Here is a 21,180-nt window from a genome sequence, read left to right as displayed (position 1 = left end):
GCGCCCCGAGGCGCTGGCCCAGTGCACCGACCGGCGGTGCAGCTCGCACCCGCCTGTCCCGAGGCCTGCGGGGCCATGAGCAGCACCGCCGTCTACCTGGGCGACGGGTCTCCCCCCCCCCTGCCCGTGGCGGTTCTCCGGACAGGCGGTGCCGGGGCGGCCGTACGCCCTACTTCCCCTGGGCCCACGGCGGGGTCAGTGGTGCGGTGATCGTCAGCCGCGTGCCCCCGCCCGCCGGAGACCACATATCCAGCCTGCCGCCAACCGACTCCACCCGCTGCGCCATTCCCGCCAGCCCTGTGGCACCGGGAGCCTGCACGAGCGCTCCACCGACGCCGTCGTCCGCGATGACCGCCCGCAGCACGTCCTCCCCGACCTCCAGCGTGACGACGGCCCGTGCCTGCGCCCCGGCATGCTTGGCGGCATTGGTCAGGGCCTCCGAGACCGCGAAGTAGACGGTCGTGGACACCGGCGAGCTGATCGCGGCCAGAGCCTGCGCTGGTGCGCTGACCGTCACCGTGGTCGGTAGCGGCGCACGCCCAGCCAGGTCACGCAGCGCCGGGGCCAGGCCGCGCTCGGTGAGCACTGCGGGACGGATACCGTGGACGGTCTCACGCAGTGCCCGCATGGCTTCCTCAGCGCGCGCCTGGGCGGAGTCGAGGTCGGTGAGCAAGGCCTCGCGCAGTACCAAGGGCCGCTCCGGCTGTACACGCGTGGCCGCGTCCTCACTGTCGAGGCCGGTATCTCGACCGTCTCCAGCGTTGTCAGCCCGGTCGCTCTCACCTGCGCCGGCGGGTAGCGTCTGGACCCGCATCCGTGCTACGCCGAGGCTCATGGTCAGGGCCACGAGGTCCTGCTGGACGCCGTCGTGCAGGTCCCGCTCGATGCGGGCGCGCTCGGCGTCGAAGGCGTCCACGAGCGTGGCTCGCCCAGCAGCCAGGTGCCCGACCTCCACGCTGAGCTCAGCGTTGGCGCGGCTCAGGCGCTCGGCCTCGCTGCGCTCGGACAGGGCGGAGACGAGCAGTGCCCGCAGCCAGCCCACGCCCCACAGCAGCAGCCAGGTCAGGACCACCAGGACGACAGCGACCGGCACCAGCCAGCGCAGCCGCGCGCCGTCAGTCTCGGTGGTGGCCCATGTGCCCAGGTTGATGGTGGTGGGGTTGGCCGGCGTGGTGCGCCATGGCACAACCGACAGGACGGCAGCCATGAAGAAACCGACGACGGCGATCACGAAGCTGCCCAGGCTTGCCACCAGGCTGGTCACGGTCAGCGGCAGGTCCTGCTTCCAGAAGGCGCCGGCTGTCACGCGCCGCACGAGCCAGGGCCAGCGCGGCGTGCTGGCCGGCCTGGCGCTGGGGGCGCTGAGCCCACACAGGCGCACCCCCGCCCGCTCGGCCTCGGCCGTCAACGGGATCGTGAGATGGAGGAGCGGCAGGAGGACCGTCAGGACGATGAGCACGGGGACGAGCAGCACGGAGCGGACCAGTTCCAGGGCCACGACCCTCCAGGCACGACGCCGATGCCTGGGTCTCGCGCGCATCTCACCGTCCACTGGCGCCTGAGCGCCTCCAGGCACGCGCGGCTGCCCGCCGTCGGCGGGGGCGGTGGAGGAGGCTCGGGAGGTGCGGGACAAGGGGGTCATCACGCCAAGGTTAGGTGCTGGCGCTATCGACGCCACGGGTGCTGGCACCCGGTTCCATGGGCTGGTAGTGCTGGCTCCACCTCGACACTCCCTCACGCCTCGGGAGCTGGGGCCAGTGACGGCAGGCCCGCTGGTGCGTGTGATGGAACCATGAATTCACATCCCGTCCCGTCATCCAGGCACCTGCTGCCCACACCCGACGCCGCCGGCCGCACCACCTGGGCCACGCGGCCCTCTCCTGCTGAGGCGTATCGGGGTGCCGGGCCGGCCGTCGTCGTCACCGGTCTCAGCCGCGTCTTCCCCCTGCCCGGGCGCGGGCGCGAGAAGGTTACCGCTGTGGACGGGGTGGACCTGACGCTGCCAGCAGGGTCCTTCACTGCGCTGGTCGGGGCGTCGGGCTGCGGAAAGTCGACCCTGCTGCAGTGCGTGGCAGGGCTGGACACTCCGACGTCGGGCAGCGTGAGCCTGCTCGGGACCGTCACCAGCCAGCTGCGCCCACGAGCGGCGGCACGTCTGCGGGCCGCTCACGTCGGCTTCGTCTTCCAGGACGACAACCTCGTCACCTCCCTGTCCGCCCGCGACAACGTGGCCCTGCCCGGCCGGCTGCGCCGCCGCCCGCTTCCGCGCCGCGCCGTCACCCAGGCCCTGGAGCGCGTGGGGCTCGGTGCCCAGGCCCGGCACCTGCCCCACGAGATGAGTGGCGGTGAGCGCCAGCGCGTGGCCGTGGCTCGGGTCCTCGCCTCTGAGCCAGACATCGTCTTCGCCGATGAGCCGACGGCGGCCCTGGACGTGGCTGCTGGCGCCGAGGTACTGCACTGGTTCCGGGAGCTGGCAAGCGCGGGGACCACGGTCCTCATGGTCACTCACGACGCCTCCGCCGCGGCACAGGCCGACTCCGTCCTGGTCATGAGCGCCGGGCGCATCGTGTCCTCCCTGCCCGGCGGCGACCCGCAGGCTGTCTCTCAGGCGGTGCTGGCCACGCGGCAGCAGGCCGCCAGGCCAGACGCACCGGCTGGTCATCCCGGCCGAGTCAGCCAACCCGGCCAGCTCGGCCAGCCAGGCCACCCCAGTCCGGCCCCTGCCGTCGGTCAGTGCCCCGGTGGCGGCCGCAGCACCATGACCGTCCGAGGCGGCCAGGCGGGAGGTCAGGGACGATGATCTGTCTGCTCGTCTCCGACCTGCGCCACCACGCGAGCTCGTGGACCTGGGTGTGCGTGGTCGCCGTCGTCGCCGGGGCCTGCGTGGCCGGGCAGCTGGAGGTGATGCGCGGAGCCATCGCCTCCGCCAGCGCGCTCACGGACCCTCAGCTGCGTAATCAGATGCTCGACGCCGCACAGACAGTGACCGTCTTCTGCATCATCTGCGTGGTGCTGGCCGCCTCCACCGTGCTCAGCTCCTCAGCCGGCATGGTCATCAGCCAGCGCAGCCGCGACCACGGGCTGTGGCGGGCGCTAGGACTCAGCCCCGTAGCGCTGCGCGTCCTGCTGCTGGTCCAGCTCGCCGTGGTGGGCGCCGTGGGTGCGCTGGGCGGGAGCGTACTCAGCAGACCGGTCGCTACGGCGGTGGTGCCACTCATGGTGGACCAGGAGGTCGTCCTGCCCGGGACCCAGCCGTTGTGGGACTCCGCGGACCTGGGGTGGTGCGCGGTCGTCGTCGCCGGCTCCGTCATGCTCGGAGGCTGGGGACCAGCCAGACGTGCGGCCAGGGCACGGGAGATCGAGCTGATGATGTCGCGCAGAGCGGCCCGACGCTGGTGGAGCGTCGGCCGTGTGGTGGGGCTTGTCACGCGCCTGGCGGTGGCTGGAGGGTGTGTGGCTGGCGTGGTCGTGGCCTGGGTAGCCTTGCGCCGGGGCCAGCTGAGCCCTGACGATGCCGGGAGCGCGGCGATCCTCGGATCCTTCGGCGTCCTCGTCATTGTGTGCGTGCTGGCTACCTGGCTGGTACCCCTGGGACAGCGGGCGCTGACGGCCCTGCCGTTGCCCGGCCCAGTCTGGCTCGTGGCCACGCGCACCGCAGCGCTGGAGTCCCGGCGGTCCTGCGCCACGGTCCTGCCCTTCCTCGTGGCGATCGGCATGGTGGCGGTGATGTTCGGGGTCTCGTCCGCGGGCCTGGGCAACATGAGGGTCTCCGGCTTCGTCTCCATGTTCGGGCTGGCTTTCATCACGGCCTGGGCGGGCGGGGTGGCGGTCATCGCCATGAGTGCTGGCAGGCGGCGCCGTGACGCCGCCCTGCTGCGAGCGGCCGGTGCGGGACAGACGGCGGTCCTCAGCATCGAGGTGCTCGAGGGTGTGCTGCATGCGGCGAGCGCGATCGTGCTGGGGCTCGTCGTCTCGGCTGGAACGAGCGCACTGCTGGCCGAGCTGCTGGGAAGGTCATTCATCGACGTCGTGGCTCACGGGCCCTGGACGGCCATGGGCGTCGTCGGCATGATGGCGGTCACCACGACCTGCCTGGCGGTCGTCATCTCCTCACGCACCGGACGCCGAGAGCCCCTCGGTCAGACCTTAAGGGCCCGAGACTGAGCCCTTCGCGCCTTCCCACCCGCGAGCGGGTAGTTTTGCCCTCCAACGGGGAGGTATGGATCCTTCAATCGAGCGCGAAACTACCCGCTCGCTGAGAGACTGGAGGCATGAGGCTCTTGAGGTTACCGGGGCGGCAAGGACGTCCTTGGCTGGCCCTGGTGCTGGTCTGCGTCGGGTTGGCGCTGGTCTCTCTCGCCTCAAACTGGGTGTCTACCGGCGAGCTGGAGGGCCAGATGCCGGTGTTCTCCCTCATCCGTAAGACAGTGAGCAAGCTCGTCAACTGCGGCACGCTGTGGGCCGGGACCGGAGTGCTCGCAGGCTGGCTCATGCGCCGGCCGCTCGCCTCCTTCGTCGCCGCGGTCCTCGCCACCGAGGGAGCACTCGCGCTGCACTACGGTCTTGGTCAGATGCTGGGGATGTACAACGCCGGGATATGGGTGGAGAACGCTCACTGGTTCGTACTTGGTGTCCTTGCCTGCGGCCCCCTCGGCCTCGTGGGACGGGTGGCCAGGCAGCCGGGCTGGCTGGGGTGCACGGCCAGGCTCGTGGTCCCGCTGGGCGCCGTGGCCGAGCCATGGGTACGGTCCTGGTTCACCCAGCCGGCCTTTCTGCCCTGGCCAGAGCGATGGTCGGACATCACGAGCGGACTCGTGCTTACTGTTGTCGGTCTGGTCGGGGCCTGGCTCGCTGCCCGCACGACGGTCCTGACTGGTAGGGCAGGCAAGGCTCGTCCTCAAGCACCTCGCTGAGCCAGTACCCATGGGAGACACGCGTGCTCCCAACACAGCTCTCGTCCTTCCCCGGGATGCTGTCAACACGTCTGGGGCTAGGTACGGGCCCGGCTACATTGGCGGCGTGCATCCACCTGGTCGCAGCGTACCTGCGTGGTGAGGGCGTACCCAGGAACGCCTGCAGGCACGCCGTCTCAACGCACATACGCCCCCACGACACGGACACACGCCGCGACCGCCTCAAAAAACGCCGCCAACGTGAGCAAACGCGCCGCCCCCTCCGTAGGCCAGCCCCATCCTGGGCTGGATGCCGCAGCGGAACGATCCTGACCGACCCACTCACCCCACAAGGCCGTCACCGCCTGCCAGAGCACCATCACCAAGGTCGACCAGTAGCGGTTGTGCTCACAGTGCCCCGAAGACGGCGCACAGGAACCACGAGCCACACCTACTTGCACCACATGCTTGACACAAATGTCCGGGACGAGCACTCTTGTATCATCAGCTCATAACAAGGGAGCCGTCATGTCACCTCTTCCCTACATCGCTCTCCTTCTCGTCATCGCCGCCGTCTTCCTGACCCTCGTCGTCAGCGCACTGCGCGCCGCCTGTCCTCGTCCCGACGCACGGACCCACCCGCTGTCAGCAGTCGTCCGGCACTCCACGCGCACTCGCGCTACGGCGGTCCTCCTCGCACTGGCCGCCGCAGCCGTCACCTACCTCAGCGGGCACCCCGAGGGGGTGGCGCTCTTCGGGATCGTCGGGCTAGCCGTCCTGCTGCTCGGCGAGCACCGTTCCCCGGCCGTCATGACCCCGGAGCGCACCGCCTCCCTGGCCCGCCGACGTATCGGCGACTATCTACCCGCCACCGGCCTCGTCCTGCTCCTGCTGACCGTGCTCGCGCTGGCTGCGGACGCCGCTGTCGGTCTCCCCGTCACGGCCAGTGATCCCTGGCAGGCTCCTGGCGAGCCCGCCCTGCCCACAGGCTCCTACTTCCTCGGAGTCTCGACAGCCTCGACAGGCGAGATCGTCTCCGGCCCCTACGCTCCCTGGCCCGGGCCTCGCATGCTGGTGCCCCTTGCCGTGAGCCTGGCCATCCAGCTCACCGCGGCCCTCCTCGCGCTGCGGCGGGTCACCACGCGCGGACAGGTCGGCTCCCGCCCCGGCCCGCTCGACCAGGCGCTACGACGCTACCTGGCTGAGGGAACGCTCGGGCTGATACTGGTCTCTACCGCGCTCCCACTTCCGCTCCTGGGACTTCCCATGATCGAGGCAGCGACCTGGGAGACCGCCGGCTGGGACTACGGACGTGGTGCGATCGGCGGCGTCGGCATCGTCGTGGCACTGGTAGCGATGGTCTACGGCGCGGTCCTGCTCGCTCGCTCTCCCCGGCAGGTGCCGGCATGAACCTCACGATCACGATCACGGACTCCCCCACCCCGCCCTTTGAGCAGGTCCGGTCCCAGATCGCCTCACTCATCGTCGACGGCGCCCTGACGGAGGGTCAGCGCCTTCCTCCTGTGCGTCAGCTCGCCGGCGACCTACGCCTCGCCCCTGGCACCGTCGCCCGCGCCTACAAGGAGCTGGAGGCGGCCGGCATGGTGGTCACGCGCCGGGCTGCCGGTACCCGCGTCGCCCTCGGCCTCGCGATCTCTCCGCACGAGCAGGCGCGCAAGGAGCTGGCCGCGGCAGTCAGCCGCGCCCACGCAGCAGGTATGACGACGGCGCAGGTGCGTTCCGTCGTCGACGCCGCCCTGGCTGAGGCCACGGGCTCCAGCAAGTAGGAGCTGACGAGGCCTCGTTCACCTCCATCACAACCGTAGTTTTGTGTACGGGATCGGGGTATACAACTGCTCGTATACCCCGATCCCGTACACAAAACCACGTGAGAGACGGTCGGTACGCCGGGCACCGTCCATCAGCTACCGGCCCTCGACCGCCACGCCAGCCCGCCGCAGGGCCGCGACCAGAACGCCGTCGCCGTCAGTCAGGGTCCCGCTGAAGGTGCCGTCATAGACCTGCCCCACCCCGCACGAGGGGCTCCTGGCCTTGAGCACCGCCCGCTCGGCGCCATGCTCACGAGCCTGCTCGACGACGGCGCTCGCGCCGGCCACGAAGGCCTGCGTCACGTCGTGGCCGGCCTCGGTGAGCACCTGGGCGCGCCCGGCCAGAACATCAGTACCGTCCCCGCCCACGATCTCCGCCGGCGGCCGGGGCGCGGGAAGCCCTCCCAGCACCTCCGCGCACACGGGCACGGCCTGCCCGGCCTTGACAGCGGCCACGACCTGCGGATCAGGGTGCGCGGCACCGTCATAGCGACAGGGAATCCCCGCCAGGCACGCGGAGACGAGAACCGGGCCAGCCCCCGGGAGCCGAGCGGGTAGCTTTGCATCCGAGCGGGGGCCATATGTCTCTACACTCGGGCGCAAAGATACCCGTTCGGGCACGAGCCCGAACGCTCGCTCACCCTCGGCGAGGCTCCACACTTTTCGGCCTCAGATCGTCCGCGGCTGGCCGAGCACCGTCCGCCCGCCCATGTCCCCGGCACCGTCACGCACGGCACCTAGATCGCCCACACGGATCGTCGGCATCCCCAGGGTCACCGGCGCCGTGTCCGGCTCCGGCTCACCGGTCTCCTCGCGCTGACGACGCTCCCAGGCGTCGCCAGCCCGGGTACGGCGCACCTCGAACAGGGCGGGTCCGTCGTCGTACCAGACCCTGTCACCGGCGCGGCGGGCCTCGTTCTCAGCCCGCTCAGCCTGGCTCAGCTCCTGCCCGCACAGGGCGGAGTCGGCGATGAGGTTGTGCGGGGCGCCGTGGGTCACGCGCACACGCACCATGTCCCCCGGACGCGGGGCACCGCCGGCGTAGTCGTCGGCGGCCAGACCAGCCGGGAGCGCCGCGTGCACGAGGCGGTTGTCCGCCGCACGCCCTGAGATCCGGGCGGTGACGGCGTCGCGCCGCCCCTCGCCCTCAGCGACCAGCAGGTCGACGACGCTGCCCTCCTGGCGCACGTTCTCCTCGTGAGTGATGCGGCGCACCAGCTCGTCCAGGCGCTTGTAGCGGTCCTTGACCACCTCGACCGGCACCTGGGGCAGGTCGGCAGCCGGTGTGCCCGGTCGCGGGGAGTACTCGAAGGTGAAGGCCGAGGCGAAGCGGGCCTTCTCCACCACCTCGAGCGTGGCCTGGAAGTCCTCCTCGGTCTCACCGGGGAACCCGACGATGAGGTCGGTGGTGATGGCGGCGTTCGGGATCTTCTCGCGCACCTCGTCCAGGATCCGCAGGAAGCGCTCGGAGCGGTAGGAGCGGCGCATCGCACGCAGCACCCTGTCCGAGCCGGACTGCAGCGGCATGTGCAGGCTCGGCATGACCTGCGGGGTCTCGGCCATCGCGTCGATGACGTCAGAGGTGAAGGCTGCGGGGTGCGGGCTGGTGAAGCGCACGCGCTCGATCCCCTCGACCGCACCGGCCGCGCGCAGCAGCGTGGCGAAGGCCCTGCGGTCGCCGAAGCCCACACCGTAGGAGTTGACGTTCTGCCCCAGCAGCGTCACCTCGGTGACTCCCTGGGCGGCCACGGCCTCGATCTCGGCCAGGACCTCGCCGGGACGGCGGTCGCGCTGCTTGCCGCGCAGCGAGGGCACGATGCAGAAGGTGCAGGTGTTGTTGCAGCCCACGGCGATCGACACCCAGGCGGCGTAGGCCGACTCGCGGCGCGTGGGCAGGGTGGAGGGGAAGACCTTGAGGGACTCCTCCAGCTCGACCGCCGCCTCGGTGTTGTGCCGGGCGCGCTCCAGCAGTGCCGGCAGGACGTCAAGGTTGTGGGTGCCGAAGACGACGTCGACCCACGGGGCCTTCTCGACGATCCCCTCGCCCAGCTGCTGGGCCAGGCACCCGGCGACCGCGATCTGCATGCCGGGCCGCTCGCGCTTGACGGCGGCAAGCTGCCCGAGGTTGCCGAACAGGCGGGTGGCTGCGTTCTCGCGCACCGAGCAGGTGTTGATGATGACGACGTCGGCCCCGCCGTCGCCGGCCTCGGTCGCCCGCGCGGCGGCCTCCGGTACCTCCTCCACACGCCGGTAGCCGGCTGCCTCCAGCAGCCCGGCCATGTGCTCGGAGTCGTGGACGTTCATCTGGCAGCCCAGCGTGCGCACGTGGTAGGTGCGCGGCAGGGACGACGGCGAGACGGCTGCCGCTCCTGCAGGAGCGGCAGCGCCGGGGGCAGGAGCCGGCAAGGCGGTGGAGGTGGTCTGGGTGGTCATCGCCGTGCAGTCTATGGGGGCCAGCCAGCCGTCGACACCGTCGCGCCCTGTGATCAGCCGTGGGACGGCTGCGATACAGCCCACGTCCTGCTCCTGTCGCCACAGCCGTCACGACGCCGGCGCCCCTCTCGCGCAGACCTCGCGCGTGACACGGGGCCCCTCAGGAGGCCCGCGCGCCCTCGCGCACGCTCAGCGCCCACGGCTCGACGGCGATCGTGGCGGCCCCGCGCGCCCAGTCGGCAAAGGTGAAGGGCCGCAGACGAACCTGCGGCGCCGGTGCCGACCAGTGCCGTGCCCGCTCAACCGCCGCGTACACAGCGGCCTCGTGGGGCTCGACAGCCGCTACCGCCTCACCGGAGACCACCACGAGCCCCGGGTCGACGACGGCGACCAGGGCCCCGGCGATGACGCCCACCGCGCGCGCGGCGTCCTCCAGCACCTGTGCCGCGTCCCGGTCCCCGCCGGCGTCCAGGGCCACCAGCTCCTCCAGGCTCACCTCGCGCCCCAGCAGCTGCGCTGCACGCCCCAGCATCCCCGGGGTCGAGGCCAGCGCACGGGCGCACCCGGGGTGCCCGAGCTCGCAGGCCGGACCGTCCTCCACCACCGGTAGGTGCCCGACGCTGCCGGCCGCACCGTGGGCGCCCTCCAAGGGCTCGCCGTCGACCACGATCCCGCAGCCGATGCCGGCTCCTACCGTCAGCAGGGCGAAGGGGTTCACCTCTCGCCCCAGGCCGTACCAGGCCTCGGCGTAGGCGAAGGCACGCACGTCGTTGGCCATCCGCACCGGCAGGCCGGTGGCCTGGGTCACCAACTCGGCGAACGGGACGTCGTGCCAGTCCAGGAAGGGGGCGACCCGCACGATCCTGCCCCCGACCACGCTCGCCCCCAGCGAGATCCCGATCCCGCTCATCGGCTGCCCGCAGGCCTGGCTCAGACGAGCCGAGAGGCCTGCGATCTGCGAGGCGACCTCATAGGGCGCCGCCCCGGCCAGCGGCTCCATCACCTCGGCCAGCACCGTGCCCAGGGGATCGATGGCGACCGCCCAGGCCTGGGCGCCTGTGAGCTTGACCCCCATGAGCGCCACCGAGCCGGGCACGAGGGACATGAGGCTCAGGGGCCGTCCGGGCCCGTCCGCCTCGGCGCGGGACTCGGTAACCAGACCGGCAGCCGTCAGGACCCGGGTGGCACGGGTCAGGGTCGCCGCAGACAGGCCGAGGCTGGCGGCCAGCTCGGTGCGGGAGGCAGGGCCGTGCGAGGCCAGGGACAGCAGGACGGCAGCAACCGGGCCACGCTCGGCCAGCGTCGCGCGCGACGACATAACAGATCCTTCCGACGGACCGTCACTGACCGTGGGCGCAGCCAGAGGCACCGGGCTCACGGGGGAACCGTCTGCCCTCATGGTGCCACACCCCAGTGCGAGCCTGAGCACAGGGGCTTGCACAGTCACCCTCCCCGGATTATTTTCATGCTACAAGATTTTAGGTGCGTCACATGATGGACCTTCTGGAAGGACGAAGATGACCCTCCACCTCCGTAACGGCGGGACCTCCGTGGTCCTCGACCTGCTCCCCGACCGGCTACCGGTCGTACGCCACTGGGGTGCCGACCTCGGCAGCGTCCCCGGCCAGGCCCTTGCCGACGCCGGACGGGCTCTGTGCTCCACCCTCGGCACGAACTCGGCCTGGACCGCGATCGACCTCCCGGTCCTGCCCCTGCCCTACCTGGGCTGGTCCGCACGTCCGGCCGTCCTCCTCCACCGCGCCGACGGCACCGCCTTCAGCCCGCACCCCAGCAGGGTCGAGCACTCCCACCGCACCGAGTCCGTCCCGGCCGGCACGGTCGAGGTCGTCACCTCCGAGGCCTTAGACGAGGCGCACCGCCTCACGATCGGCACCGAGCTTCGGCTGGAGCCCAGCGGCCTGGTCCGGCTGCGCGCCTGGGTGCGTGACGAGCGCGAGGACGACGGCGGGCAGCGCCTGGCTCCGATCGTCGTCGACGAGCTCACGCCGGTCCTGCCGCTGCCCGAGGCAGCCGACGAGCTGCTGGACATGACCGGTCACCACATCGCCGAGCGCTCCCTCCAGCGCACGGCCCTTGCTGCCGGAACGCACCTGCGCGAGTCCTGGGAGGGACGCCCCGGGCACGACGCCACCACGTGGCTGGCAGCGGGACGTGCCGGCTTCGGCTTCCGCTCAGGCACCGTCCACGGCGTGCACCTGGCGTGGTCCGGCAACACGCGGTGTCTCGCCCTGTCCACGCCGCAGGGACGCAAGCTGCTGGGCGCCGGCGAGCTCCTCCTTCCCGGAGAGGTGCTCCTGGACACCGAGCGTACCTACAGCTCCCCGTGGGCCGTCTTCTCCTGGGGCGAGGGCCTGGACGCCATGTCCCACCGCACGCACGCCTTCCTGCGCTCGCTGCCGTCCCACCCCTCGCGCCCGCGCCCGGTGCTCCTCAACACCTGGGAGGCCGTCTACTTCGACCACGACCTGGACACGCTCAAGGCCCTGGCCGACGCCGCCGCCTCGGTAGGGGTCGAGCGCTACGTGCTCGACGACGGCTGGTTCGGGTCACGTCGCGACGACACCTCGGGCCTGGGCGACTGGCAGGTGTCCCAGGACGTCTGGCCTCAGGGGCTGCGCCCCCTGGCGGAGCACGTGCACTCCCTCGGCATGGAGCTCGGGCTGTGGTTCGAGCCGGAGATGGTCAACCTCGACTCCGACCTCGCCCGCGCCCACCCGGACTGGGTCCTGGGCGACGGCGCCGGCGGGGCGCCCGAGCACCGCAACCAGCGCGTGCTGGACCTGTGCGCCCCCGGAGCGTGGGACTACCTCTTCAGCTCCATCTCCTCGCTCGTGGAGGACCTCGGAATCGCCTACCTCAAGTGGGACCACAACTCCCCGCTGCTGGCCACGGGCCATGAGTGCTCCCAGCCGGCTGCAGGCCGCTGCGGCGGCGCCGCCGTCCACGACCAGACCCTGGCCCTGTACCGGCTCCTGGACGCGCTGCACGAGCGCTTCCCCGAGCTCGAGATCGAGTCCTGCGCCGGAGGCGGCGGCCGCGTCGACCTGGGGATCATGGAGCGGGCGCAGCGCGTGTGGGCGTCGGACTCCATCGACGCCCACGACCGCCACGACATCCAGCGTGGCACCACGCTGCTGCTCCCGCCCGAGCTCATCGGCACGCACGTGGGCGCCGGCCGCGCCCACACGACGCTGCGGGACCTCGACATCGACTTCCGCGCCGGCACCGCCTTGTGGGGCCACATGGGAGTCGAGTGGGACCTGACCAAGGCCGACGGCCCCACCCGCGAGCGCCTGGCCTCGATCATCGCCCTGCACAAGGAGCTGCGGCCCCTGCTGCACTCAGGACTGACCGTCCACGCTGACCTGGCCGATGACGACAACCTGCGTATCGAGGGCGTGGTGAGCCATGACGGCAGCGACGCGCTGTACGAGATCGCCTGCCTGGGCCTGCAGCACGCCTGGCCGGCGGGTCCCAGGCCCCTTCCGGGACTGGACCCCACGCGCCGCTACCACGTGCGCCTGGCAGCGCCCACCTATCCCGAGCTCCGGCCCTCAGCCGGCTGGATGACGGGCGAGGGCGTCGTGCTGCCCGGGTCCTTCCTCACGACGACCGGCCTGGCGCTGCCCGGAATGCATCCTGACCACCTCGTCCTGGTCAGGGCGACGGCGGTCGACTGACCCACGCCCAGGGGCGGCGGCCCCAGACGCCACCCCTGGCCTTCCCCCCCCCGATCTCCATCTCAACGACGATATGGAAGGAAACATGTCTGTCTCAGCACCTCCCCGTCCCGCAGGCGCGACGCGCCGGCGGCCCAGGACCGACCTGCGGCTCGGCCTCGGGTTCATCCTGCCGGCCGGAATCGGCCTCATCGCCTTCTACATCTGGCCCCTCATCCGGGGCATCTGGCTGTCCTTCACCGAGTACAACCTGCTGACCCCCGAGAAGTTCATCGGGATCCAGAACTACTCGCGCATGGTCCAGGACAAGATCTTCTGGAACGCCGTGGGCGTGACCGTGGAGTACGTGGTCATCAACATCGGCCTGCAGACGATCCTCGCTCTTCTCATCGCGGTGCTCATGCAGCGGCTCACCCAGTCCACGCTCGTGCGCTCCCTGGTGCTCACCCCCTACCTCGTGTCCAACGTCGTGGCCGCGATGCTGTGGCTGTGGATCCTGGACACGACGCTGGGCGTGACGAACCAGCTCATCGAGGCGGTCTTCGGGGACACCGTCAACTTCTTCTCCTCGACGCTGGCCATCCCCACCATCGCCGTCATCAACGTGTGGCGCCACGTGGGGTACACCGCCCTGCTCATCTTCGCCGGGCTCCAGTCCATCCCGAGCACGGTCTACGAGGCCGGCAAGGTCGACGGCGCCAGCGAGTGGCGCATGTTCTGGAAGATCACCGTCCCGCTGCTGCGCCCGATCCTGGCCCTGGTCCTCATCATGACGATGATCGGTTCCTTCCAGGTGTTCGACACCGTCTCGGTGACGACCCAGGGCGGTCCGGTCAACGCCACCCGCGTGCTCCAGTACTACATCTACGACCTGGCCTTCGGCCGCTTCCAGTTCGGCTACGCCTCCGCCCTGGCGGTGGGCCTGCTCATCATCCTGGCCGCCATCACCGCGCTGCAGTACAAGATGACGCGCGCCGGCCAGACGGACCTGGACTGAGAGGACACCAGCCATGACAACGACGACATCCTCCGCCTCGGTCCGCACGACCAACACCGGCCAGCCGCGCAAGCGCCCCTCGCCAGGACGTGTGCTGGCCTGGACCGCCATGGTCCTCATCCTCCTGTTCACGCTGCTGCCCTTCTACTGGGTGCTACGCACCGCGCTGTCGTCCAACGCCGGCATCGCCTCTGACCCCACGAGCCTGCTGCCGGTGGACACCAACCTGCGTGGCTTCGCCCGCGTGTTCGGCATGCAGTCCACCGAGGAGGCCCTGGCCGACGGCGGAAGCGGCGCTGCCATCAGCTTCTGGCTCTACCTGCGCAACTCCGTCATCGTGGCCACGCTGGTGACCGTGGGGCAGGTCTTCTTCTCCGCCATGGCGGCCTACTCCTTCTCCCGCCTGCGCTGGCCGGGACGGGACACCGTCTTCGGCATCTTCCTGGCCGCGCTCATGGTGCCCTCGATCTTCACGCTCCTGCCCAACTTCGTGCTGGTCAAGCAGCTCCACCTCGTTGACTCACTGCTGGGCATCTCGCTGCCGACGATGCTCATGACGCCCTTCGCCGTCTTCTTCCTCAGGCAGTTCTTCATGAACATCCCGCGTGAGCTGGAGGAGGCTGCCCTGCTGGACGGGGCCTCGAAGGTGAGGGTCTTCTTCACCCTCATCCTGCCCATGGCCAAGGCACCCATCTCGACGCTAGCGATCCTGACCTACATCACGGCCTGGAACGACTACTTCTGGCCCCTGATGGTCTCCTACACCGACTCCTCGCGAGTGCTCACCGTTGCCCTCGCGGTGTTCAAGTCCCAGGCACCACAGACCGGTCCTGACTGGTCGGGTCTCATGGCGGCCACACTGGTCGCGGCGCTGCCGATGCTGCTGCTCTTCGCGGCCTTCGCCAAGCGCATCGTCAACTCCATCGGCTTCAACGGCATCAAGTGAGGCATCAGATGACATCGACACACACTCATCTCGCCACCGCTCTCCCAGCGCTGCGCTCTCCTCTGTCCCGCCGAGGTTTCCTGTGCGGCCTCGTCACCGCGGCGGGTGCGGCCACGTTGGCCGCGTGCTCGTCATCCAGTGACCGCCCGGCTGGCGGTCCCGTGGAGTACTGGCTGTGGGACGCCAGCCAGCAGCCCGCTTACGAAGCCTGCGCTGCACGTTTCAAGGAGAAGACCGGCATCGACGTCAACATCACTCAGATCGCCTGGGGTGACTACTGGACCAAGCTGACTGCTGGCTTCATCGCCGGCACGGGTCCAGACGTCTTCACCGACCACATTCAAAAATTCGCTCAGTTCGTCGACCTCGACGTCCTCGTTCCTCTGGATGAGCAGGCCGCTTGGGCTGATGTCGATGAGTCGGCCTTCCAGGACGGTCTCATCGACCTGTGGAAGAGCGAGGACGGCAAGCAGTACGGCTGCCCCAAGGACTGGGACACCGTGGCGTTCTTCTACAACAAGACCATGCTGGCTGAAGCCGGCTTGTCCGAGGCTGATCTCGAGGGGTGGGACTGGAACCTGGAAGATGGTGGGTCCTTCGAAAGGATCCTGGCCCGCTTGACGGTGGACAAGAACGGCGTGCGTGGTGACGAGGAGGGTTTCGACCCCAGGCGCATCGCCGTCTACGGTCTTGGCATTCAGGAGGCTGGCCAGGACGGACAGACGCAATGGAGCCCCTTCACTGGTTCAGTCGGCAGCTGGATGTATACCGACAAAGAGACGTGGGGAACGCACTTCCGATTCGATGAGCCCGAGCTCCAAGACACCTTGGACTGGTACTTCGGTCTCGTGGACAAGGGGTATCTCTGCCCAGCAGGAACGTTCTCGACGACGACGTCCACAGATGTTCAGCTCGGTTCAGGTTCCATCGCTATGTGCCTCAACGGCTCGTGGATGTTCAACACCTACGCCGGTCTCGACATCGAGGTCGGTATCGCTCGCACTCCGGTGGGGCCCAACGGCACCAGTACCAGCCTGTTCAACGGCTTGGGTGACTCGATCGTCAAGCAGTCCAAGAACATCGAGAACGCCTCGAAGTGGGTCGCCTTCCTCGGAACCCAGGAGGCCCAGGACATCGTCGCCTCCTATGGCATCGTCTTCCCGGCCATCAGCGCCTCCTCGACCAAGGCCGTGGCCAAGTTCGAGGAGACGGGCCTGCCGACCAAGCCCTTCACCGACCACCTCAAGGAGGGCACGACCTTCTACTTCCCGCTCACCTACTTCGGTGCCGACGTCAAGGCCATCATGACCCCCGGCATCGACGCCCTGTGGGTCGAGCGCAAGCCGGCCTCGACGCTGACGGCCTACAACGAGCAGGTCAACCTCCTGTTCCAGACCTCGACCAAGGAGTAGCAGGCCTGGCAGCAGCCTCTCACGAGGGCGCCGTCCTCCCCGGCACGCGGGAGGACGGCGCCCTCGCGTCGCACGTCCCGGTCCCGCCCGTGCCGCCCCTGAGCCATCGCGCCGTCTCGTCACGTACCTGAAACATCTCCCCTATGATGTGACACGGTCCATATCTCGTCCGGAGGTCTCGATGACGCGCCCTACCGCTGTCCACGCCCCTTTCGTCACCCGTCACACCGGGGTCTACAAGGCTCTGCACGACGCCTCCTCACCTGTCCTGAGCACCCTCGGGGTGAGCTCGCTGGAGGAGCTGGCCGAGGCCGTCGTACCCGCCGGGCTGCCGCGTCTGGCGGCCCCGGAGCGCACAGAGCCCTCCAGCGCCGCCGGAGGCCTGAGCGAGGCCGCGGTGGTGGAGGTCATGCGACGGCTCGCCGCCGCCAACGACCACCACCACGTGGAGATGATCGGACGCGGCTACCACCCCACGACCACCCCTGCCGTCATCGTGCGGGACGTCCTGTCCAACCCGGCCTGGACGACGTCGTACACCCCCTACCAGGCCGAGATCAGCCAGGGACGCCTCGAGGCCCAGCTGCTCTTCCAGACCCTCGTGGCCGACCTCACCGGCCTGCCGGTGGCCTGCACCTCGCTGCTGGACGAGGCCACGGCCGTGGCTGAGGCCTGCCTGCTCATGGCCCGCGCCGTCCGCAAGGCTGAGGGCCGTCCCGTCCTGCTGGACGAGGGCCTGCACCCACAGTGCCTCCAGGTCGCCACCGCCCGGCTCGACGCCCTGTCCATCCCCTGGGTGACCACCACCCCGGCCGACATCGTGGCCGGCCGCGTCCCGGGCGCCGAGGAGGGGGAGCCGGTCCTGGGAGCGGTGCTTGCGGCCACGACCAGCCGTGGCGCCGTCGTCGACCTGGCCCCCGCGATCGCCGCCGTCCACGAGCGCGCAGGCCTGGCCGCCGTCGACGCCGACCCGCTGTCCCTCACCCTGCTCACCGAGCCCGGTGCGCAGGGTGCTGACATCGCCGTCGGCAGCGCCCAGCGCCTGGGCGTGCCGCTCTTCTTCGGAGGCCCCCACCCCGGCTTCATGGCCGTGACCGACACGCTCCGGCGACAGCTCCCGGGACGCGTCGTGGGTGTCAGCGTCGACGCCGACGGCGCACCCGCCTACCGCCTGGCGCTCCAGACCCGCGAGCAGCACATCCGGCGAGAGAAGGCCACCTCCAACATCTGCACCGCTCAGGCGCTGCTCGCCGTCGTCGCCGCCTTCTACGCCGTCCACCACGGGCCCGAGGGTCTGCGTGCCATCGCCGATCACACCCACCGTCAGGCCGCCCGCATCGCGGTCGGGCTCCTGGACGCAGGGGTCGAGCTGGAGCACATGAGCTTCTTCGACACCCTGAGCGTGCACCTGCCCGGTACCGCCCGGGACGCCGTGGCGCGTGCGCAGGCAGCGGGATACAACCTCAGGCTCCTGGACGACGACCACGTGGGCCTGTCCACCAACGAGACCACCACGGACGAGGACGTCGCTCACGTCATCGAGGCCCTGACCGGCACCGGGCCTGAGGGCCTGGAGTGGCTGCCTACCGACGAGCAGGCCGAGAACCTGTCGCTGCCGGCCGAGCTGGCCCGCAGGAGCGAGTACCTCACCCACCCCACCTTCCACGACTACCGGAGCGAGGCCGCCCTCGTGCGCTACCTGCGCCGTCTGGCAGACCGGGACCTGGCGCTGGACCGCTCGATGATCCCGCTGGGCTCGTGCACCCTCAAGCTCAACGCCGCCGTGGAGTCCGCGGCCTGGCTGGACCCGGCGCTGGCCGGCATCCACCCCTACGCACCCGCCTCGCAGACCGCGGGCTGGCGGACCCTGCTCGGTGAGCTCGCGGACCGACTGGCCACACTCACCGGGTACGACCGGGTGAGCCTGCAGCCGGCCTCCGGCGCGCAGGGCGAGCTCACCGGGCTGCTGGCCATCAAGCACTACCTGGCTGCCCAGGGACAGAGCCAGCGCGACCTCGTCCTGGTCCCGGCCTCGGCCCACGGCACCAACGCGGCCTCGGCCGCGGGAGCGGGCTTCAGCGTCAAGGTGGTCAGGACCGCGGAGGACGGCTCGATCGACGTCGACCACCTGCGCCAGCTCCTGGCCGACCTGGGCGAGCGGGTCGCCGCCATCATGCTCACCTACCCCTCCACGCACGGGGTGTTCGAGCCACAGGTCACCGAGGTCACGAGCCTGGTGCACGAGGCCGGTGGCCAGGTCTACATCGACGGGGCCAACCTCAACGCGCTGGCCGGGCTGCTGCGACCCGCGGACCTGGGCGGGGACTGCTCCCACCTCAACCTCCACAAGACCTTCGCGATCCCGCACGGCGGAGGCGGCCCGGGCGTGGGACCGGTCGCGGTCAAGTCGCACCTGGCGCCCTACCTGCCCGCAGGCCCCGAGGGATCGGCGACGCCGGAGGAGGGTGACCCGGACGCCGGCTTCTCCGGCCCCCCGGTCATGGGCACCCGCTTCGGCTCGGCCGGGGTCATGCCGCTGGCATGGGCCTACCTCGCCCTGCTCGACGACGCCGACCTGCGCGAGGTGACCCTCTGCGCGATCGCGAGCGCCAACTACCTCTCACGCGAGCTCGCCGACTCCTTCCCCACGCTCTACACCCACGACGGCTTCGTGGCCCACGAGTGCATCCTGGACCTGCGCGAGCTGACCAGGCAGACCGGGGTCACTGCCGAGGACGTGGCCAAGCGTCTTATCGACTACGGCTTCCACGCCCCGACCCTCTCCTTCCCGGTGGCCGGCACCCTCATGGTCGAGCCCACCGAGTCCGAGCCCCTGGCCGAGCTCGACCGCTTCATCACGGCCATGCGTGCCATCCGTGCCGAGATCGACGAGGTCGCAGCCGGGGCGGTTCCCGTCGAGGAGTCCGTGCTCCGGCGCAGCCCCCACACCCTGGCCCAGGTGGCCGGGGAGGAGTGGGACCGCCCCTACACCCGCGGCCAGGCCGCCTTCCCTCTGCCAGGCATGCGGACGGACAAGTACTTTGCGCCCGTGGCCCGCATCGACAACGCCTGGGGAGACCGCAACCTCACCTGCACCTGCCCTGCCCCCACCACCTTCGAGAGCGAGGACGACCGATGACTGACTCCACCACGGCGCTGCGCCGCACCCCGCTGCACGAGGTCCACGAGAGGCTGGGAGCCTCCTTCACCGACTTCGGCGGCTGGGACATGCCCCTGCGCTACTCCTCCGACCTTGCCGAGCACCGGGCGGTACGCACCAGCGCCGGCATCTTCGACCTGTCCCACATGGGCGAGGTCAGGGTCTGCGGCCCTGACGCCGCCGCGGCCCTGGACCACGCCCTGATCGGGGAGATCTCCAAGGTGGGACTCGGCCGTGCCCGGTACACGATGATCGTGGACGAGGAGGGCGGCATCATCGACGACCTCATCGTCTACCACGTGGGCGAGCAGGAGTACCTCGTGGTGCCCAACGCCGGCAACCGCGAGCGCGTGGCCAAGGAGCTGGTACGTCGTTGCACCAGCAGCGACCCGGCCTTCGACGTCCGGGTCCAGGACCAGTCCCTGGACACCGCGCTGATCGCCGTCCAGGGCCCGCGTGCGGAGGAGGTGCTGGGCGGGGTGGTCACCTCCGGCGCAGGTGTCCAGGCTGCGCTGCGCCCCGAGGAGGACGCACCGGCGGAGGACTGCGGGGCGGACGTGCTGTGCGGGCCCACGATCCTGCGGCGCCTGCGCTACTACGCGGCCGTGCGCGCCACAGCGGCCGGCCACTCGGTGCTGCTGGCCCGGACCGGGTACACCGGCGAGGACGGCTTTGAGATCTTCTGCGAGGCAGGGGCGGCCGAGGACCTGTGGACCGTCATCACCGACCACGCGGCCACGTTGCTGCCTCTCCCTGACACCGGCGAGGGCGAGGCGCCCGCGGTCCTGACACCCTGTGGCCTGGCCGCACGCGACTCCCTGCGTCTGGAGGCGGGGATGCCGCTGTACGGCCACGAGCTGACCGAGGAGATCACCCCCTTCGACGCCTCGCTGGGCGCCGTGGTCAAGCTCGGCAAGAGCGAGTTCGTCGGGCGCCAGGCCCTGGCAGCACGTGCCGAGCGCGAGGGGCAGGCGGGGACCAGGGTTCTGGTCGCCCTGGCCGGCGAGGGGCGACGGGCGGCACGTGCCGGCTGCACGGTGCTGGGCGAGGACGGCGAGGCTGTCGGCACGGTCACCTCCGGCCTGCTCTCCCCCACGCTCGGCCACCCCGTCGCCCTGGCCCTCCTCGCCCCGGCCTCACCCGAGGAGCCGGCGTGGGCGCACGGCACCGAGCTGACGGTGGACGTGCGCGGCAAGCAGCTCGCGATGCGCGTCGTGCCCTCCCCCTTCTACAAGCGCTCGCGCTAGACAGACCGGTCTGCGGCCGCCACCGCTGGTGGCCGCAGACCGGCGACGACGGCGAGCCCCGCCGTCGTGCCTCGACCACCCACCCTGGGCCGGACGGGACCGTCCCGACCTGCCGCCTGAAGAAAGGAACCCCCATGTCCCAGCCTGTGCGCCCTGAGCTGCGCTACTCCGCCGACCACGAGTGGATCAGTAACGAGTCGCCTGCACGCGTCGGGATCTCCGCCGTCGCCTCCGACGCCCTCGGCGAGGTGGTCTTCGTCGACCTGCCCGAGGTCGGTGCTGAGGTCGAGGCCGGCGAGCCGTGTGGCGAGCTGGAGTCCACCAAGTCGGTCTCGGACCTCGTCTCGCCAGTGACCGGCACGGTCGTGGCCGTCAACGAGGCCGTCGTCGACGAGCCGGGCACGATCAACAAGGACCCCTACGGCGAGGGCTGGCTCTTCACGGTCGAGGTGGCGCAGGAGGGCGAGCTGCTCAGCGCTGAGGAGTACGCCTCCCGCTTCGACGCCGAGGTCACCGAGGGCTGATGATCTTCTCACCCTCTTATTCTGGGTTTTGTGTACTGG

Annotated in this window: 16 protein-coding genes; 12 read left to right on the top strand and 4 right to left on the bottom strand. The window is 70.5% G+C overall.

The window, feature by feature from the left end:
* Positions 1–169 precede the first annotated feature (169 nt).
* Positions 170–1,642 (bottom strand): sensor histidine kinase, encoded by a 1,473-nt coding sequence (locus HRL51_RS04425; RefSeq protein ID WP_244960239.1) that lies wholly within the window; start codon positions 1,640–1,642, stop codon positions 170–172.
* A gap of 150 nt (positions 1,643–1,792) precedes the next feature.
* Between HRL51_RS04425 and HRL51_RS04420 the strand changes: the two genes are divergently transcribed.
* From HRL51_RS04420 to HRL51_RS04400, 5 genes are all read left to right on the top strand, one after another.
* On the top strand, positions 1,793–2,800 hold the full coding sequence (locus HRL51_RS04420) for an ABC transporter ATP-binding protein (protein ID WP_342355659.1): 1,008 nt from the start codon (positions 1,793–1,795) through the stop codon (positions 2,798–2,800).
* Positions 2,797–4,164 (top strand): FtsX-like permease family protein, encoded by a 1,368-nt coding sequence (locus HRL51_RS04415; RefSeq protein WP_172193162.1) that lies wholly within the window; start codon positions 2,797–2,799, stop codon positions 4,162–4,164. The genes HRL51_RS04420 and HRL51_RS04415 overlap by 4 nt, the downstream gene beginning before the upstream one ends.
* A gap of 107 nt (positions 4,165–4,271) precedes the next feature.
* Positions 4,272–4,913, top strand: coding sequence for a hypothetical protein (locus HRL51_RS04410; RefSeq protein WP_194256547.1), 642 nt, complete (start codon positions 4,272–4,274; stop codon positions 4,911–4,913).
* Between the two features lie 507 nt (positions 4,914–5,420).
* Positions 5,421–6,302 carry a hypothetical protein gene (locus tag HRL51_RS04405; RefSeq protein WP_172193164.1) on the top strand — a complete coding sequence of 294 codons (882 nt, stop codon included), beginning with the start codon at positions 5,421–5,423 and terminating at the stop codon, positions 6,300–6,302.
* Positions 6,299–6,679, top strand: coding sequence for a GntR family transcriptional regulator (locus HRL51_RS04400; RefSeq protein WP_172121125.1), 381 nt, complete (start codon positions 6,299–6,301; stop codon positions 6,677–6,679). Before HRL51_RS04405 ends, HRL51_RS04400 begins: the two co-directional genes overlap by 4 nt.
* A gap of 138 nt (positions 6,680–6,817) precedes the next feature.
* On the opposite strand, the gene HRL51_RS04395 is transcribed toward HRL51_RS04400, so the two are convergent.
* The 3 genes from HRL51_RS04395 to HRL51_RS04385 form a co-directional block, all read right to left on the bottom strand.
* Complete coding sequence (locus tag HRL51_RS04395) at positions 6,818–7,342, bottom strand: 2-thiouracil desulfurase family protein (RefSeq protein WP_218957657.1); 525 nt, start codon at positions 7,340–7,342, stop codon at positions 6,818–6,820.
* 48 nt (positions 7,343–7,390) lie between these two features.
* Positions 7,391–9,154: a tRNA (N6-isopentenyl adenosine(37)-C2)-methylthiotransferase MiaB gene (gene miaB / locus HRL51_RS04390; RefSeq protein ID WP_280528708.1), complete on the bottom strand. Its 1,764-nt coding sequence runs from the start codon at positions 9,152–9,154 to the stop codon at positions 7,391–7,393.
* 160 nt (positions 9,155–9,314) lie between these two features.
* On the bottom strand, positions 9,315–10,472 hold the full coding sequence (locus tag HRL51_RS04385; RefSeq protein ID WP_172121123.1) for an ROK family transcriptional regulator: 1,158 nt from the start codon (positions 10,470–10,472) through the stop codon (positions 9,315–9,317).
* A gap of 199 nt (positions 10,473–10,671) precedes the next feature.
* Here HRL51_RS04385 and HRL51_RS04380 point away from each other — a divergent pair, with 199 nt between their 5' ends.
* The 7 genes from HRL51_RS04380 to gcvH all read left to right on the top strand — a co-directional run bounded on the left by HRL51_RS04380 (position 10,672) and on the right by gcvH (position 21,141).
* Positions 10,672–12,855, top strand: coding sequence for an alpha-galactosidase (locus tag HRL51_RS04380; RefSeq protein ID WP_172193168.1), 2,184 nt, complete (start codon positions 10,672–10,674; stop codon positions 12,853–12,855).
* 85 nt (positions 12,856–12,940) lie between these two features.
* Positions 12,941–13,852 carry a carbohydrate ABC transporter permease gene (locus tag HRL51_RS04375; protein WP_172121121.1) on the top strand — a complete coding sequence of 304 codons (912 nt, stop codon included), beginning with the start codon at positions 12,941–12,943 and terminating at the stop codon, positions 13,850–13,852.
* A 13-nt stretch (positions 13,853–13,865) separates the two neighbouring features.
* On the top strand, positions 13,866–14,798 hold the full coding sequence (locus HRL51_RS04370; RefSeq protein ID WP_172121120.1) for a carbohydrate ABC transporter permease: 933 nt from the start codon (positions 13,866–13,868) through the stop codon (positions 14,796–14,798).
* Between the two features lie 8 nt (positions 14,799–14,806).
* Positions 14,807–16,210, top strand: a complete 1,404-nt coding sequence (locus tag HRL51_RS04365) for an ABC transporter substrate-binding protein (RefSeq protein ID WP_172121119.1) — start codon at positions 14,807–14,809, stop codon at positions 16,208–16,210.
* Positions 16,211–16,391: 181 nt separating this feature from the next.
* On the top strand, positions 16,392–19,349 hold the full coding sequence (gcvP, locus tag HRL51_RS04360) for an aminomethyl-transferring glycine dehydrogenase (RefSeq protein WP_172193170.1): 2,958 nt from the start codon (positions 16,392–16,394) through the stop codon (positions 19,347–19,349).
* Positions 19,346–20,617, top strand: coding sequence for a glycine cleavage system aminomethyltransferase GcvT (locus HRL51_RS04355; protein ID WP_172193172.1), 1,272 nt, complete (start codon positions 19,346–19,348; stop codon positions 20,615–20,617). Before gcvP ends, HRL51_RS04355 begins: the two co-directional genes overlap by 4 nt.
* A gap of 134 nt (positions 20,618–20,751) precedes the next feature.
* Entirely contained in the window at positions 20,752–21,141 is a 390-nt protein-coding gene (gene gcvH / locus HRL51_RS04350; protein ID WP_172121116.1) for a glycine cleavage system protein GcvH, read from the top strand.
* The last annotated feature ends 39 nt before the right edge of the window (positions 21,142–21,180 follow it).

It is taken from the genome of Actinomyces faecalis (assembly GCF_013184985.2).
In the GTDB taxonomy this organism is placed as follows: Bacteria; Actinomycetota; Actinomycetes; order Actinomycetales; family Actinomycetaceae; genus Actinomyces; species Actinomyces faecalis.
The sequence above is the reverse complement of the archived record's forward strand: the minus strand, read 5'-3'. Positions and strand labels throughout refer to the sequence as shown.